Origin of the sequence: Arthrobacter crystallopoietes (genome assembly GCF_002849715.1) — a bacterium.
GTDB lineage: Bacteria > Actinomycetota > Actinomycetes > Actinomycetales > Micrococcaceae > Crystallibacter > Crystallibacter crystallopoietes.
In genome coordinates this window covers 2930723-2945887 of sequence record NZ_CP018863.1, presented here as the reverse complement: position 1 = coordinate 2945887, position 15165 = coordinate 2930723, and the positions used below count along the sequence as shown (strand labels likewise).

At 64.6% G+C, this 15165-nt stretch carries 16 protein-coding genes; 9 read left to right on the top strand and 7 right to left on the bottom strand.

Features of this window, described 5'->3' with window-relative positions; all coding sequences use genetic code 11:
* Window positions 1-4: 4 nt before the first annotated feature.
* Window positions 5-394, bottom strand: a complete 390-nt coding sequence (locus AC20117_RS23635) for a hypothetical protein (protein WP_074699233.1) — start codon at window positions 392-394, stop codon at window positions 5-7.
* An 82-nt stretch (window positions 395-476) separates the two neighbouring features.
* Window positions 477-1409 (bottom strand): mycothiol conjugate amidase Mca, encoded by a 933-nt coding sequence (gene mca / locus AC20117_RS13840; protein WP_236777307.1) that lies wholly within the window; start codon window positions 1407-1409, stop codon window positions 477-479.
* An 85-nt stretch (window positions 1410-1494) separates the two neighbouring features.
* Between mca and AC20117_RS13835 the strand changes: the two genes are divergently transcribed.
* Window positions 1495-1947 carry a DUF4307 domain-containing protein gene (locus AC20117_RS13835; protein WP_074699234.1) on the top strand — a complete coding sequence of 151 codons (453 nt, stop codon included), beginning with the start codon at window positions 1495-1497 and terminating at the stop codon, window positions 1945-1947.
* A 282-nt stretch (window positions 1948-2229) separates the two neighbouring features.
* A complete protein-coding gene (greA, locus tag AC20117_RS13830) occupies window positions 2230-2721 on the top strand; it encodes a transcription elongation factor GreA (protein ID WP_074699235.1) in 492 nt (163 codons plus the stop codon).
* A 62-nt stretch (window positions 2722-2783) separates the two neighbouring features.
* Here the strand turns inward: greA and AC20117_RS13825 are convergent, their stop codons facing one another.
* From AC20117_RS13825 to AC20117_RS13810, 4 genes are read right to left on the bottom strand one after another with little or no spacing between them, the layout of a single operon-like run.
* Window positions 2784-3395 carry a rhomboid family intramembrane serine protease gene (locus AC20117_RS13825; protein ID WP_074699236.1) on the bottom strand — a complete coding sequence of 204 codons (612 nt, stop codon included), beginning with the start codon at window positions 3393-3395 and terminating at the stop codon, window positions 2784-2786.
* A gap of 2 nt (window positions 3396-3397) precedes the next feature.
* Entirely contained in the window at window positions 3398-4636 is a 1239-nt protein-coding gene (ilvA, locus tag AC20117_RS13820; RefSeq protein WP_074699237.1) for a threonine ammonia-lyase, read from the bottom strand.
* Window positions 4633-6039 (bottom strand): AI-2E family transporter, encoded by a 1407-nt coding sequence (locus tag AC20117_RS13815; RefSeq protein ID WP_083339542.1) that lies wholly within the window; start codon window positions 6037-6039, stop codon window positions 4633-4635. Before AC20117_RS13815 ends, ilvA begins: the two co-directional genes overlap by 4 nt.
* A 19-nt stretch (window positions 6040-6058) precedes the next feature.
* Window positions 6059-6994: an aldose 1-epimerase family protein gene (locus tag AC20117_RS13810; protein ID WP_074699238.1), complete on the bottom strand. Its 936-nt coding sequence runs from the start codon at window positions 6992-6994 to the stop codon at window positions 6059-6061.
* 39 nt (window positions 6995-7033) lie between these two features.
* Between AC20117_RS13810 and galT the strand changes: the two genes are divergently transcribed.
* Window positions 7034-8140: a galactose-1-phosphate uridylyltransferase gene (gene galT, locus AC20117_RS13805; protein ID WP_074699239.1), complete on the top strand. Its 1107-nt coding sequence runs from the start codon at window positions 7034-7036 to the stop codon at window positions 8138-8140.
* Window positions 8137-9303: a galactokinase gene (galK, locus tag AC20117_RS13800; protein ID WP_074699240.1), complete on the top strand. Its 1167-nt coding sequence runs from the start codon at window positions 8137-8139 to the stop codon at window positions 9301-9303. Before galT ends, galK begins: the two co-directional genes overlap by 4 nt.
* A gap of 84 nt (window positions 9304-9387) precedes the next feature.
* Here the strand turns inward: galK and AC20117_RS13795 are convergent, their stop codons facing one another.
* Entirely contained in the window at window positions 9388-10230 is an 843-nt protein-coding gene (locus tag AC20117_RS13795) for a Bax inhibitor-1/YccA family protein (protein ID WP_074699241.1), read from the bottom strand.
* Window positions 10231-10494: 264 nt separating this feature from the next.
* On the opposite strand from AC20117_RS13795, the gene AC20117_RS13790 reads away from it, so the two are divergent.
* The 5 genes from AC20117_RS13790 (at window position 10495) to AC20117_RS13770 (ending at window position 15159) form a co-directional block, all read left to right on the top strand.
* The gene (locus tag AC20117_RS13790) at window positions 10495-10791 is read left to right on the top strand and encodes a GroES family chaperonin (protein WP_074702892.1); all 297 of its coding nucleotides are present in this window, start codon (window positions 10495-10497) and stop codon (window positions 10789-10791) included.
* Between the two features lie 292 nt (window positions 10792-11083).
* The gene (locus AC20117_RS13785) at window positions 11084-12358 is read left to right on the top strand and encodes a branched-chain amino acid ABC transporter permease (RefSeq protein ID WP_418202220.1); all 1275 of its coding nucleotides are present in this window, start codon (window positions 11084-11086) and stop codon (window positions 12356-12358) included.
* Window positions 12359-12368: 10 nt separating this feature from the next.
* Window positions 12369-13349, top strand: a complete 981-nt coding sequence (locus tag AC20117_RS13780; RefSeq protein ID WP_074699243.1) for a branched-chain amino acid ABC transporter permease — start codon at window positions 12369-12371, stop codon at window positions 13347-13349.
* 65 nt (window positions 13350-13414) lie between these two features.
* Complete coding sequence (locus tag AC20117_RS13775) at window positions 13415-14407, top strand: ABC transporter ATP-binding protein (protein WP_074702894.1); 993 nt, start codon at window positions 13415-13417, stop codon at window positions 14405-14407.
* Entirely contained in the window at window positions 14404-15159 is a 756-nt protein-coding gene (locus AC20117_RS13770) for an ABC transporter ATP-binding protein (RefSeq protein WP_074699244.1), read from the top strand. The genes AC20117_RS13775 and AC20117_RS13770 overlap by 4 nt, the downstream gene beginning before the upstream one ends.
* The last annotated feature ends 6 nt before the right edge of the window (window positions 15160-15165 follow it).

The window sequence follows — 15165 nt, the reverse complement described above, 5'->3', positions numbered from 1 at the left end:
TCAGCTACCCCACGCGATCCGGGCCGGACTTGTCCCCGCGGGATTCATCGGCGCGCTTGCCGCCGGTAATCCTTTCGTCGAGCCCGTCCTGGAGCCGGAACTCGCGTCCCGTATCCGCATCCGAGCCGCGCGGGCGGCCTTCGCCGTCGTCGTTCTGGTCTGCCGCCTCACGCTCTGCTGCCTCAAGCACGGCGGCTTCCTCAACCTGCTGGCGGTAGCGTACGCGCCGGATCCGCCGGGCCATATCCCAGATCAACAGGATGATGGCGGCAGCCAGGAAGAAGGTGGCGAAGAAGCCCCAGGCACCGGGCGTGACCTGGTCGGGGTCAAGGCCCGGACGCAGCGAGGGCTCATCGTTCGGGGCTGCGGCGGCAAATACGTGCAACAGGTGCAAAGGTCAGTCTCTTTCTGGCAGAACCCGGGACATGTGGCCCGGAATAGGCACAGGGTGCCCAAAAAATCAGGTGGCGCTGTCTCTATCGTATGCCAGCAAAGAAGTCCGTTTCCGGTACCGAGGTTTCCACCCGGGCGTCAACGAGCGTGTAGTCCTCCCACGGCCAGACCTTGCGCTGCATATCCGGCGACACCGCGAAGAAAAAACCGTTGGGCTCGATCTGGGTGCGGTGGGCCAGCAGGGCGCGGTCGCGGTGCTCGAAGAAGTCCCCGCAGTCGATCTGCGTGGTGGTCCGGTGGACCGGCATCGGCGGCTGGTGCCCCTCGGCATCCGCCTCCTGCCAGGCGGCAATGCGCGCGGCATACGGCGACTGCAGGCCGGCCTCTTCGAGGGCGAAGTGCAGGGCGCGGAACCGTTCGGGGTTGAAGGCACGGTCGAAGTAGAGCTTTAGCGGCGTCCAGGGCTCGCCGGCTTCGGGGTAGCTTTCGGCGTCGCCAGCGGCGTTGTAGGCCTCCACGGCTACCTTGTGCGCCATGATGTGGTCCGGGTGCGGGTAGCCGCCGTTCTCGTCATAGCTGATGATCACGTGCGGCTGGAACTCGCGGACCAGGCGGACCAGCGGCGCCGCGGCGCGCTCCAGCGGCAGCGTGGCGAAGCTGCCGAAGGGCAGCGGCGGCAGCGGGTCGCCCTGCGGCAGGCCCGAGTCAACAAAGCCAAGCCAGCGGTGCGCAACGCCGAGCTCCTTGGCGGCGTCGGCCATTTCCAGCCGGCGCAGGCCCGGCAGGTCGCGCAAGGCGTGCGGAACCGAGGCGACCTCGGCATTCAGGATGTCGCCGCGCTCACCGCCGGTGCAGGTGGCGACCATGACGTCGACGCCGGCCGCGGCGTAGCTGGCCATCGTCGCCGCACCCTTGCTCGACTCATCGTCGGGGTGCGCATGGACCGCGAGCAGGCGAAGCCGGCCCCCGGAACTGCTTCCCTTGGGGGCCACGCTGGGCTGTGCGGGGATGCTCACGAAAAACTCCTGGTGATCTACGAACGGACTATGACTGAATTCTGAAGGGACCTCCGGCGATCCCGGGACACGATAAAGTGGTGGTGTGAGCACCACCGGACCCACTCCCACGGACACCTCGTCCGGCTTAAGCGTAGCCAATCGCTACGGCGCCCCAAAGCGCGGGCTCAGCGGGAAAGCCAAAAAGTGGATGGCCATCGCCGCGCTGGCTGTCGCCGTCGTCATCGCTGGCTGGATGTCCTTCTCCATCCAGGGCTCCGACGACGTCTCAAGCACCGACGTCGGGTTCAATCTTAGCGACGATGGAACAGTGCTAGTGGACTTCCAGGTCATGAAGGATGCGGACGCCACGGCGGAGTGCGCGGTCCAGGCCTTGAGCGAAAACTACGCGATCGTCGGCTGGAAGGTTGTCACCGTGGGCCCCAACGCCGAGGACGAGGGAGCAGCCAACGGCCGCACCACGGCCCATCGCGTTGAGCTGCGGACGGAATCCCCCGCGACTACCGGCGGCGTCAACAGCTGCTGGATTGTGGACTGACCCGCTGGTGGCTCTGCGCTGCCCCTGGCGACACGGGGGTCGAAGCCCGAAGCAAATGTTGCAGCTCGGTCTCGGTTATTGGGATTTGCTTCTGTGATTGACTAGACTTATTCAAATACATTCCACCCCGCCCATCAGGTGACTAAGGAAATTCGCTAGACGAGTCACCGGTACGGCGGGGTCTTTGCATGGAAGCGGCTGCCAACCCGGCGGCCGTTTCCTGCAATAAGTAACCGTGCCGGAGTCTCAGCTTTGAAACCGGCAGTAACTAAGGAGAAGTACGTGTCTACATCCAGCGCATCCGTCGCCTGGCTCACCCAGGAGTCCTACGACCGCCTGAAGGCTGAACTGGATCATCTCTCCGGCCCCGGCCGTACGGAGATTGTTGCCCGTATTGAGCAGGCCCGTTCCGAGGGAGACCTCAAGGAAAACGGCGGTTACCATGCAGCCAAAGAGGAACAGGGCAAAGCAGAGGCACGCATCCGGCAGCTGACCGAGCTGCTTCGCAACGCGCACGTGGGGGAAGCACCTGCCGATGACGGTGTTGTCGAACCGGGCATGGTTGTTGAAGCCAATGTCGCCGGCGATAAAGAGACCTTCCTGCTCGGCAGCCGCGAAGTTGCCGGCGATGCCGATATCGACGTCTACAGCGAGCGGTCAGCGCTCGGCGCCGCAATCCACGGTCTCAAGGCAGGCGACAAGACCACCTACACAGCACCGAACGGCAAAGAAATCTCGGTGGAGATCATCTCCGCCAAGCCGTACAAGGGCTAAAGCAGCTTCCGGCCAGTCCGGATTCGAATGGCGGGTTCCCACCGGGAGCCCGCCATTTTTTCTTAACTTCCCACGCGGCGGTTCCGGCGCCGGGAATCCTTGCGCAGCAGGACCGCCGCCAGCACTCCCCCGACCGCGCCGAAAAGGTGGGCCTGCCACGAAATGCCGGACCCCGGCGTCGGCAATACGCCCCACAGGACCGAGCCGTAGAACATGAAGATCACCACGGCCAGCAGAATCTGCTTCCAACTGCGGTTGTAGAACCCGCGCACCAGCAGGTACGTCAGGAAGCCGAAGACCAGTCCCGACGAGCCGACCGTCAGCCCTGCGCCGGTGAGCCAGACGCCGACGCCGGACACCAGCCAGCTGGAAGCGAGGACTGCGACAAAGCGGCGCACGCCCTCCAGGAACACCAGGAACCCAAGCACCACCAGGGGCAGATTGTTACTGAGCAGATGGCTGAAGTCCGCGTGCAGCAGGGGCGAGAAGATGATGCCGTCCAGCCCGTAGAGCGTCCGCGGGATGTTGCCCAGCAGGAAATTCAGCTCCCGGCCGGTCGACACGTTGACTATTTGGATACCCCACAGCACGGCCGTGAGGGCACCGAGCACCACCAGTCCCCGCCGCGCCCGTGACGCCTGGGTCCGAGGCGCCTGCCCGCCGTAGTCTGCCATGGCTAATGCACAACGATGGGCTGGAAGCCCTCCGCGCGCAGGTTGTCCAGCACCTGCTTGCAGTGCTCGTGGCCCTTGGTCTCGATGTCGATGGTGATGGCCACGTCGCCCATGCTGATGGACCCGCCGATCCGGGTGTGGTCCACGCGGGTGACGTTCGCGTCCGACTCGGCGATGATGCGCGAGATCTGGGCCAGCGAACCGGGCCGGTCGTCCAGCATGATGCGCACGGACATGAACCGCCCCGAGGCGTATAGGCCGCGCTGGATCACCTTGAGCATCAGCATCGGATCGATGTTGCCGCCGGAGAGGATCACCGCCGTGGTGCCGGGATTCTCGATGACCCCTTCCATCAGCGCGGCCACGCCCACGGCACCGGCCGGCTCCACCACCAGTTTGGACCGCTCGATCAGGAAGATCAGGGCCCGCGCGAGGGCATCCTCGCTGACGGTGACCACGTCGTCGACCAGTTCGCGGATGATGGAAAACGGCACCTGTCCGGGCCGGCCCACTGCGATGCCGTCCGCCATGGTGGACACTTTCTGCAGCGGCACCAGCGCGTCAGCGGCCAACGACGGCGGATAGGCGGCCGCGTTTTCGGCCTGCACCCCGATGACCCTGATCTCGCGGCCCAGTTCCTTGGCGCGGGCCTTGATCGCCGTCGCCACCCCCGCCAACAGACCGCCGCCGCCCACGCCCATAACCACGGTGTCCACGTTGGGGATCTGCTCCAGCACCTCCAGGCCGACGGTTCCCTGCCCGGCAATGATGTCCGTGTTGTCGAAGGGGTGGACGAAGACCGCACCGGTCTCGTCGGCGTAGCGCTGGGCCTCGGCCAGGGCTTCGTCAACGTTGTGGCCGTGCAGGACAACTTCCGCGCCGTGGCCGCGGGTGGCAGCCAGCTTCGGCAGGGCGACGCCCATGGGCATGAAGATCCGTGCCTTGATGCCCAGCCTCGCCGCAGCCACGGCCACACCCTGGGCGTGGTTTCCCGCGGACGCCGCAACCACGCCTCTCGCCCGCTCCTCTTCGTTCAGTCGGGCCATGCGCACATAGGCGCCGCGGACCTTGAACGAGCCTGCGCGCTGCAGATTCTCGCACTTGAAGTAGACGTCGGATCCGGTCATCCGGCCCAACGCGCGGGACTGCTCGACCGGGGTCAGCTCGATCACGCCGTCGAGCAATTCGGCGGCATCCATGATGTCGTCAACGGTGACGGGGAGTGCTTTGAGATCTATCATTTGCGCAGTTCGTTCCTATCCTCGGGGGCAGTACCGCCCGGTTCCCCAGCTTCAGTCTTTTCGGGCTTCGTATTCTCGACGGCGGTGCCCTGTGCAGTCCCGTCCCTGGCATCAGGTTTCACCGCAGTCCCCTGCGTTGCGGCGGCCCCGGCATCGTTCTTCGCGGTGTCCCCGGACGCGTCATCGCTTTCCGGTGCCGAACCTCCGGCGCCGCGTGCACCTTTCGTGCCCGGCGGCTCGGCCAGCGGTTCCGTGCGCCGCTGCTGCCCGCCGACTGCGGGGTCATGTTCCCAGTCCCGGCCCGCTATGTACTTCACTACCGTGTTGACGATGGCGAGCAGGGGAACGGCGAAGAGCGCACCGGGGATGCCGGCCACCATGGTGCCGCCGGCCACGGCAATCACCACGGCCAGCGGATGCAGGGATACGGCCTTGCCCATGATCAGTGGCTGGAGGACGTGGCTTTCCAGTTGCTGGACGCCCAGCACGATGGCCAGCATGATCAGCGCGTTGACCCAGCCGTTGGCGACCAGGGCCAGCAGCACCGCCACGAACCCGGTGACCAGGGCACCGACAATCGGGATGAAGGAGCCGATGAACACCAGCACGCTCAATGGCAGCGCGAGTGGAACGCCGATGATGGCCGCGCCGGCCCCAATGCCGACGGCGTCCACGAACGCCACGAATACCTGGACGCGGATGTACTGGACCAGCGAGTACCAGCCCCTGCGGCCGGCACCGTTACTTGCCGCTCGGGCGCGCTTCGGCAGCAGCCCGACGACGAACATCCAGATCCGCTCGCCGTCGAGCAGGAAGAAGATCAGCGCGAAAATTGCCAGCAGCAGACCGGTCACGAGGTGGCCGGCGGTGGAACCGACGGAGAGGGCGCTGGAGAGGATGGCGCTGCTGTTGTTCTGCAGCTGGTCAAGCAGCTCGTTGATGTAGTCGTTCAGCTGGGCCGAGGTCAGCGCCAAGGGGCCGTCGGTCAGCCAGCCCTGGATCTGCCGCACGCCTTCAAGCGCCTGGTCCCACAGCTCGCGGAAGCCGAAGAACAGCTGGCGCCCCACCAGGGACAACGCCCCGCCCATCAGTCCCAGGAAACCCAGGATCGTGATGGCGACGGCCAGGCCGCCGGGCACTTTGGCCTTATGGAGGAACCGGACCACGGGCTGGAGCAGGCCCGCCAGCAGGGCGGCGACCATCAGCGGGATGATGATCAGCGAAATGTAGCTGAGCAGCCAGATCAGCACCCCGATCACCACAATGATCAATCCGAGCCGCCAGGCCCAGGCAGCACTGATCCTCAGGGCGTACGGCACGTCCTCGCGGACATGGTGCGCACCACCGGTTCCGGCGCGCGGACCGGCGGCCGGTGGACGGTTGTCGGGAAAGGGCCGGGTCATAGTCTCAATAGTTTCATATTCACGCCCGGACATTCGTCGGACGGACCTCGGCGCTGATGCCCCAGCTGCCGCCGAATTCGGCGCCGGGCTCCAGCCAGATGAGGCCATCCCCGGAGTTGAACGCATTTGCGGGTGCCGTCATCGGTTCAATGGCCACCGCCTGCGCCCGTCCCGGGTACTTGTCGGTCACGAACACATGCGTGTAGGGGAATGTTTCGTCCTGCCACAACGTCACGGATCTGCCGTCCGGGGCGCTCAAGGTGCTCTCCACCCGGCCGCTGGCAGCTGGAACCAGATCGGTGTAGGCACAGTCCATGTCCAGCGAGCCCACCTCTCGTCCGGCACGCAGGTCCATCCCATCTGCGGCGGCGGCTTTGTCCCGGGGAATTAGTGTCTCGTCCGTGATCAGGTACGTCTGACCGGGGACCGTCAGCGTCAGGCCCGAGGTGTCCTCGCTGCCGAGCCGTATGTAGGGATGCGCGCCGAGTGCCACGGGCGCGGCCTCCGCCGAATGGTTGACCAGCGACTGCGTGACCTGCAGGTCGCCGTCGTTATCCAGTTCGTAGCGGACGCGGTGGGTGAGGTGGAACGGATATCCGTGCTGCGGGAAGATCGCGGCCTCCAGCGAAACGGCGGATTCGGTATGTTCCACCTTGCGGTAACCGGCGTTCCGCAGCAGCCCGTGGGTGGCGTGGCCGCGCTTGAGCTCCGTGATGTCCAGCTTTTGTTCCTTGCCGTTGAGCATCCAGACGGCTTTGTCCACCCGGTTGGGCCACGGCGCCAGCAGGACCCCTACAGCTCCCGGCGGAATCTGGTCGTCGCCGAAAGTCTCGGTCAGTTGCACGGAGTTCTTCTCGAACAACCGCAGGCAGGCTGCGAGTTCCGTAATGACGGCGCGTGAGTCTCCGCGGACAATCTCGAACTGTTCACCGGTGGCAAAGGTAGGGTGGCTCATAGCTAAAACGTACCGGAGAATGCATCCTCAGGAGCCGCCATGACGACCATGACTTCCACGCGGCTCGCGGACGGGCGGGAACTGATCTACTTTGACAGCTCCCCTGACGCAGCCAAGCGGCGCCGCGGCACCTCCCCGGTGGACGGCCGGCAGCTGGATCCGCGCGGCGAAACCGGCGAGGCGCGTTTCGATGTGCTGACCGGCGAATGGGTGGCCGTGGCCGCGCACCGGCAGAACCGCACCCACCTGCCGCCGGCGGACGAATGCCCGCTGTGCCCCTCCGACGGCGTACGGCAGACCGAGATTCCCTCCGGCTACGAGGTAGCGGTCTTCGAGAACCGCTTCCCGTCCTTCGGTCCGCAGCTCGGCACCTTGCCCGCCCCCGACGACGCTCCCGCCACCAGCGCGCCGGCGTACGGACGCTGCGAAGTCATTTCTTTTACCGAAGACCACGTCGGTTCCTTCGGCTTGCTCCCGTTCGAGCGGGTCCGCACGGTGGTGGACGCCTGGGCGCAGCGCACCGAGGCCCTGTCTGCGATGACCGGGGTGCAGCAGGTTTTCTGCTTCGAAAACCGTGGAGCCGAGATCGGCGTGACACTGCACCACCCGCACGGCCAGATCTACGCCTACCCGTTCATCACGCCGCGCAGCACCGGCATGGCGAAGCTGGCCCGGCGGCATTACCTGCGCTCCGGCGGACTGGAAACCCTGACAAGTTCCGTGCTGGCGGCCGAACGGACCAACGGCGAGCGCATGATCGTCGAGGGCAGCCACTTCAGCGCCTATGTTCCCTTCGCCGCCCGTTGGCCGCTGGAAATTCACTTGGTTCCGCACCGCCAGGTCCCCGACCTCGCCGCTCTGACCGGGGAGGAACGCGATGAACTCGCGGAGCTTTACCCGCAACTGCTGCGCCGGCTGGACAGTCTCTACGACTCCCCCACTCCCTACATCGCCGCATGGCATCAGGCACCCGTCGCCGAAGACTTCCGCCCCTCCGGCCACCTCCACCTGCAGCTGACCTCCCCGCGCCGCGCGGAGGACAAACTCAAGTACCTGGCCGGCTCTGAAGCCGCCATGGGTGCCTTCATCAACGACACCGCGCCCGAGGACACCGCCGCACGGCTCCGGGCGGCGGACACGGCATGACCTGCCGCACCACCGCCGCTGCGGATGCCTTCACCCGACGCTTCGGCCACGCTCCCGACGGCATCTGGGCCGCCCCGGGCCGCGTCAATCTCATCGGCGAGCATACCGATTACAACCTTGGCTTTGCCCTTCCGCTGGCCATCGACCGCTCCACCCTCGCCGCGGTTTCCCTGCGGAACGATTCAACCGTCCGCGCCACCGCGCTGGATACTGCGTACGACGACGTGACGTTGGCTGCCGCTGATATCTCGCCCGGCGCCGTGACGGGTTGGGCGGCCTATCCGCTCGGCGTCGTGTGGGCCTTCGCCCAGCGCGGCGTCGAGATTCCCGGCCTGGAGCTGCAACTCGGGTCCGATGTTCCCATCGGGGCCGGACTCTCGTCGTCGGCAGCGCTGGAATGCTCCGTGGCCGTTGCCCTCAACGATCTGCTGGGCGCCGGCTTCGAGCCGCCGGAGCTGGTCCAGATCTGCCGGCAGGCCGAGAACGAGATGGCGGGTGCGCCAACCGGCATTCTCGACCAGACGGCTTCCCTCTTGGGCCGCGGCGACCATGCCCTGCTCCTTGATTGCCGCAGTCTGGCAACCCAGCCGGTCCCCCTGCCGCTGCGCGAGGCGGGACTGCAGCTGCTGGTGGTCGACACGAAAGTCTCGCACTCGCACGCCAGCGGCGGGTATTCCGCACGGCGCGCCGACTGCGCCCGAGCCGTCGAAGCCCTGGGCGTGGACTCCCTGCGCGATGTGGAGGAAGGGATGCTTCCGGAGGCACGAGGCCGGTTGGACCAAACAACGTTCCGCCGGGTGCGGCACGTCGTCACCGAGAACCAGCGAGTACTGGAGACAGCCCACCTGCTGACGTCAAAAGGCCAAGCATCCGGGCCGGCAGCCATCGGCGACCTCTTAACGGCCAGCCATGTCTCTCTGCGCGATGACTACGAGGTGTCCTGTGCCGAGCTGGATCTGGCCGTGGACACCGCACTGCAGCACGGCGCCTTGGGTGCGCGGATGACGGGAGGCGGATTCGGCGGCTCGGCCATCGCCCTGGTACCGGAAGAAGCGGCAGAAAAGGTGGGCGCCGCCGTCGTCAATTCTTTCCGGATGGCCGGATTAAAGCAGCCCGATGTGTTTCCGGTTGCCCCGGCGGACGGCGCCCGGCGGGTGGCCTGACCGCCGCCCGCTAATCTGCCTGTTAAACGCAACAGGCCCCGGCATTGCTGCCGGGACCCTGCGGTCGAACTAGGGAATGTGCTGCTACTCAGTGCCGCGAAGGATCGCGAGCAGGCGCAGGATCTCCACGTACAGCCAGATCAGCGTCACGGTCAGGCCGAACGCGGCTGTCCAGGAGTACTTGCGGTCCACACCGGCGCGGACGCCCTGCTCAATGGAGGTGAAGTCCATGATCAGCGAGAACGCGGCCAGACCGATGGCGAACAGGCCGATGATCACGCCGAGGGGAATGCCGATGCCCATGATGTTGATTTCGATGCCGCGGACGCCCCACGGGGTGTCCATCACGCCGAACATCTGCAGGCCCAGGTTGACCAGGGAGAACACCGCGTAGCCGATGATGGCGATCATGAAGAACTTCATCGCCTTCGGAGTCGCGCGCACCTTGCCGCTTTTGAAGAGGAGCAGGGTTACGGCAAACACGCAGACCGTGCCGAGCACTGCCTGAGGTGCGACGCCGGGGTACATCGAGTCGAGCACCATGGACAGGCCGCCGACAAACACGCCCTCGGCTCCGGCGTACGCCAGGATCAGGGCCTTGGACGGCTCCTTCTTGAAGGCGTTTACCAGGCCCAGTACCAGGCCGACGAGCATGCCCGGAATCATCAGGGCCGGGATCATCCAACCGACGGCGGCACCGGCGAGGACCAGGGCCAGGCAGGCCATGGTCTTCATGATGACGTCGTCGTAGGTCATCCGCCCGGTCTGTGCGGGACCGGCCGACGGCTGGTTGTACAGCTCATTGAGCTGCTGGCTGGACATTTGCGACTGGCCCGCGAGCATGGCCGAGCCGGCGTTCGCCGAGCGCTGCGGCTGGCTGCGGAACGCATTTGGATTATTGAAGACCGGATTTCCACCCATGGCCATTGTTGTTGTCCTCCATCTAGGGGGTACGAGCTGACTAAACCCTACCAATCACAACGTTTGAAGGCCCGAAATTTATCCCGAGCTGTGAAAATTAACCGGATCATTCGCTTCGGCCGGCCGAATGGGGGTTCAGCGGCCGCGGACCTGCGATGACTCCCGGCCGCTCGGCTCGGCGCAAGCCGGTGCCATGGCTAGAATACTGGGGTGACCACGCGCCCCGATTCCTCCTCCAGCCGCACGCCCGCAACCAAGCTGCCCCTGCGGATGCTTCATGACCGCATTCTTGTTGCGCTGGACAAGGACAGCAGCGAGCGCCGTTCTTCATCCGGCATCGTGATCCCGGCGACCGCCGCCATGGGTAAGCGCCTGGCCTGGGCCGCCGTCGTCGCCGCAGGCCCTCACGTTCGCCAGGTCAGCGTCGGCGACAAGGTGCTGTTCGATCCGGAGGACCGCGCCGAGGTGGAAGTCAACGCCACGGACTACGTGCTGCTGCGCGAGCGCGACATCCACGCGGTGGCCGAACCGGAAGAGCAGGACAAGAGCACCGGGCTTTACCTCTGAGCTGAAGTCCGCGTTCTCCGGTTTCTTCTCCAACCTCCTCGATGCCCTTCAGGCAGCTTCGTTTCACCAAACCTGCAGAAGTGTTATCCGATTGCGATGAAAAGCAAGCATTTCGCAACATGCTGAACGAATTCCGCGAGTAACATAAACGACACGTCCGTGATAGAGATCACAGGCGACGTCAGCTGCCTGCCGCAAAAACGTCGGGCCACCCCACACTGTGGAGGTTTGTATTTTGAGAACTATGCCGAAGCTCGCTCGGCTCTGGGGGAAGTTACTCGCAATTCTGGCAATGACAGCGGCAATGCTGTTCATCGCCTCGCCCTCGCTGGCTGCCACTACTGCGCCCGCCCCGGCACCGGACTCAACGACGAGTGCCCCGGCCGAACCGTTCAGGGACACCATCAGCGGTGTTCTCCGCAACGCCCAAGGTCCGGTGTCTGGCGTCAGAATCACCGCGACGGGTGAAGGATTCACGGGGGAAACCCTCACCGGAGAAAACGGTTCCTGGTCCATCGGGGTTCCGGAGCGGGGCACCTATCAAGTGGAAGTGGATGTCACCACCTTTCCCGAGGGCGTGGAGCTTGCGGAAGGAACACCCAACCCGCGCGAAGTAACCTTCACCAACACCTCCAACGCGGCAGCGATTTTCCCGCTCGGCGAAGGCATTGTCGTCCAAGGCGCGAGCTTCGGGGAACAGTTGGTTGAACGCCTGATCGCGGGGCTGAGCTTCGGCCTGCTCCTAGCCCTCGCCGCCGTCGGGCTGAACCTGATCTTCGGCACCACGGGCCTGACGAACTTCGCCCACGGCGAGATGGTGACCCTCGGAGCCGTGCTCGTTTTCGGCTTCAACGCCGCAGGGCTGCCCGTCTGGCTCGCGATTGCCCTGGCGATCGTCGGCGGAGCCATCTTCGGCTATACCCAGGATGCGTGGCTGTGGAAGCCGCTGCGGCGCCGTGGCTCGGGTCTGATCCCAATGATGATCGTCAGCATCGGTCTCGCCCTCGCCAGCCGTTATGTCATCCAGTTCTTCTTCGGCGGTGCCACCCAGCAACTGCCCGGCGCCAACAGCCCTATTCTCGAATTCGGCTCCATCTCCATCAGCCGCAACACCCTGACGTCCCTGGTGGTCAGCGCCATCGTCATCGTCGCCATCGGTCTGCTGCTGCTCAAGACGCGGCTGGGCAAGGCCACGCGGGCCGTTTCCGACAACCCGGCCCTGGCCGCAGCATCCGGCATCGATGTGGACCGCGTCATCCGGATTGTCTGGACCGCCGGCGGCGTGCTGGCAGCCCTCGGCGGCATCCTCTGGGCCTACTACCGGCCGGGCGTGACGTTCAATATGGGGCAGCAGATCCTCCTGCTGATCTTTGCCGGCGTCGTTCTTGGCGGTCTCGGTACCATTTTCGGCGCCCTGCTGGGATCCGTGCTCGTTGGCCTGTTCGTTGAGCTGTCCACCCTCTGGCTGGAAGCCGACCTGAAGTACGTTGGCGCCCTCTTGATCATGATCGTCGTACTCCTGTTTAGGCCCCAAGGCATTCTGGGCCGTAAAGAGCGAGTGGGATAGGAGCTTCGATATGGACTTTCTCAACATTCTCGCCAACGCCTTCGGTGAAATCATCAGCCCGACGACGGCGGCGTACGCCCTTGCGGCGCTCGGCCTCGCCGTACACTTCGGCTATTCCGGGCTACTCAACTTCGGCCAGGCCGGCTTCATGGCGGTCGGTGCCTACGGCTTCGCCATTCCTACGATCCTGTGGGACGTGCCATTCGTCGTCGGCCTGCTGATCGCCCTCATCGGCTCGGTCCTGTTCGCACTACTGCTCGGCATTCCCACCCTGCGGCTGCGCGCGGACTACCTGGCCATCGTGACGATCGCGGCGGCAGAAATCCTGCGCTACATCGTCACCACCAACCAACTCACCCCTATCACCGGTTCCGCCAACGGCCTTGCTGCCTTCGAAGGCGGATTCTTCGCCATGAACCCCATCCCGCCGGGCCAGTACAACCTCGGCTTGGTGGACTTTAACGAGCGGGACCTGTGGATCCGGATCGTGGGCTGGGGCGTGGTCGCCCTCTGCTGCGTGATCGTCTGGCTTCTGATGCGGAGTCCCTGGGGACGTGTGCTCAAGGGCATCCGCGAGGATGAGAACGCCGTCCGTTCCCTGGGCAAAAACGTGTATTCCTATAAAATGCAGGCCCTCATCATCGGCGGCATCTTCGGTTCATTGGCAGGCATGATCTTCACGCTACCGCGCGGCGCCGTGCAGCCGGCCAACTACGCCACGGAACTGACGTTCTTCCTGTGGACCTGCCTGCTGCTGGGCGGCATGGCTACCGTACTCGGTCCGGTCATCGGCGCCATGATTTTCTGGGTGGTCCTCTCGCTGACCCAGGGCGTACTCTATGGCGCAATCGGGGCCGGTTACATCACCTTCCTCACCGCCACCCAAGCCGGCCAGCTTCGCTACATTCTGGTAGGTGCGGCGCTGATGCTGTTGATGATCTTCAGGCCCCAAGGCGTCATGGGCAATAAGAAGGAGCTGGCGTTCGCATGACCGACAACAACACCGCAGTCCCGGCGCCCGTGAGCGGTGCGCCGGAGCATGCAGCCTCCGAATTCATGACCGATACCAGGCCCATCGCGGCCGGCGACACCGGGCCGGGCTGCAAGAAGCGGGATCCGATCCTGATTGCCAAGAACGTGACCCGGACCTTCGGCGGACTCAAGGCGGTCGACGTCGAATACCTGGAAGTCCCGCGCCACAAGATCACCGCGTTGATCGGCCCCAACGGTGCAGGCAAAACCACGCTGTTCAACCTGCTGACCGGATTCGACGTGCCGCAAAGCGGCGAGTGGAAATTCGACGACCATTCGCTGGCAGGCGTCCCGTCCCACAAGGTTGCCCGCATGGGCATGGTCCGCACCTTCCAGCTCACCAAGGTAATGGGCAAGCTCACGGTGATGGAGAACATGCGTCTCGGCGGGGACAGCCAGCCCGGCGAAAGGCTGAGCAAAGCACTCTTCAAAGGCATGTGGAGCAGCCGGGAAAAGGAGATCACCAGACAGGCTGACGGCCTGCTTGAGAAGTTCAAACTGGATACGAAGAAGGATGATTACGCGGCCTCTCTGTCCGGCGGCCAGCGCAAGCTACTGGAGATGGCCCGGGCCCTGATGGTGCGGCCGAAGCTGGTAATGCTGGACGAGCCGATGGCAGGCGTGAACCCCGCACTGACGCAGTCGCTGCTGGATCACGTCAAAAACCTCAAAGCCGAGGGCATGACGGTGCTGTTCGTGGAACACGACATGCAGATGGTTCGCCATATTGCCGACTGGGTCGTCGTTATGGCGGAAGGAAAAATCGTTGCCGAAGGCCCGCCTCAGGACGTCATGAAAGACCAGGCCGTAATCGATGCCTACCTTGGAGCTCACCACGACGTGGACCTTGGCGACGCGGAAGGTATCGAGGCACTGGAAGAACAGCTTTCACACGACCAGGAGTCCGTTGTCGGCACAGAGGACGAAGGCGTGATCGGGCGCCATATCACCGAACTCGACGGCGGAACTGAACGCCCGGGCGAACCAGGCTCCGGAGACAGTAAGGAACAACGATGAGTGAGCAGAGCCGCGAGGCTGCGCCGGAGGAAGCGGTCGTCAAGGTCACGGACCTCGTCGCAGGCTACTTGCCCGGCGTCAATATTCTCAATGGGTGCAGTATTGAGGCCCGCCCCGGCGAACTGATCGGCATCATCGGCCCCAATGGAGCCGGAAAATCGACGCTGCTCAAAGCCATGTTCGGCCTGGTGCGGGTACATTCCGGGACTGTGGTCGTCCGAGGCAAAGACCTTACCGGCCTTAAGGCCAACAAGCTTGTCACGCAGGGCGTTGGCTTCGTGCCCCAGACAAACAACGTCTTCGCTTCTTTGACGATCGAAGAGAACATGCAGATGGGTATGTTCCAGCAACCCAAGAATTTCAAGGAACGCTTCGATTTTGTCACGAGTCTCTTTCCGGAACTCGGGAAACGCCGCACCCAGCGCGCGGGTTCGCTCTCCGGCGGCGAGCGGCAGATGGTAGCCATGGGCCGTGCCCTGATGATGGAACCGGCGGTCCTGCTCCTCGACGAGCCGTCCGCGGGGCTCTCCCCCGTTAAGCAGGACGAAACGTTCCTCCGGGTACATGAGATCAACCGTGCCGGGGTTTCCGTAATCATGGTCGAGCAGAATGCGCGACGGTGCCTGCAGATCTGCGACCGTGCATATGTGCTGGACCAGGGCAAGGATGCGTACACGGGAACAGGCCGTGAATTGATGAAGGATCCGAAGGTCATCCAGCTGTATCTAGGGACGTTGGCTGATTCCGCTTAGATGCCG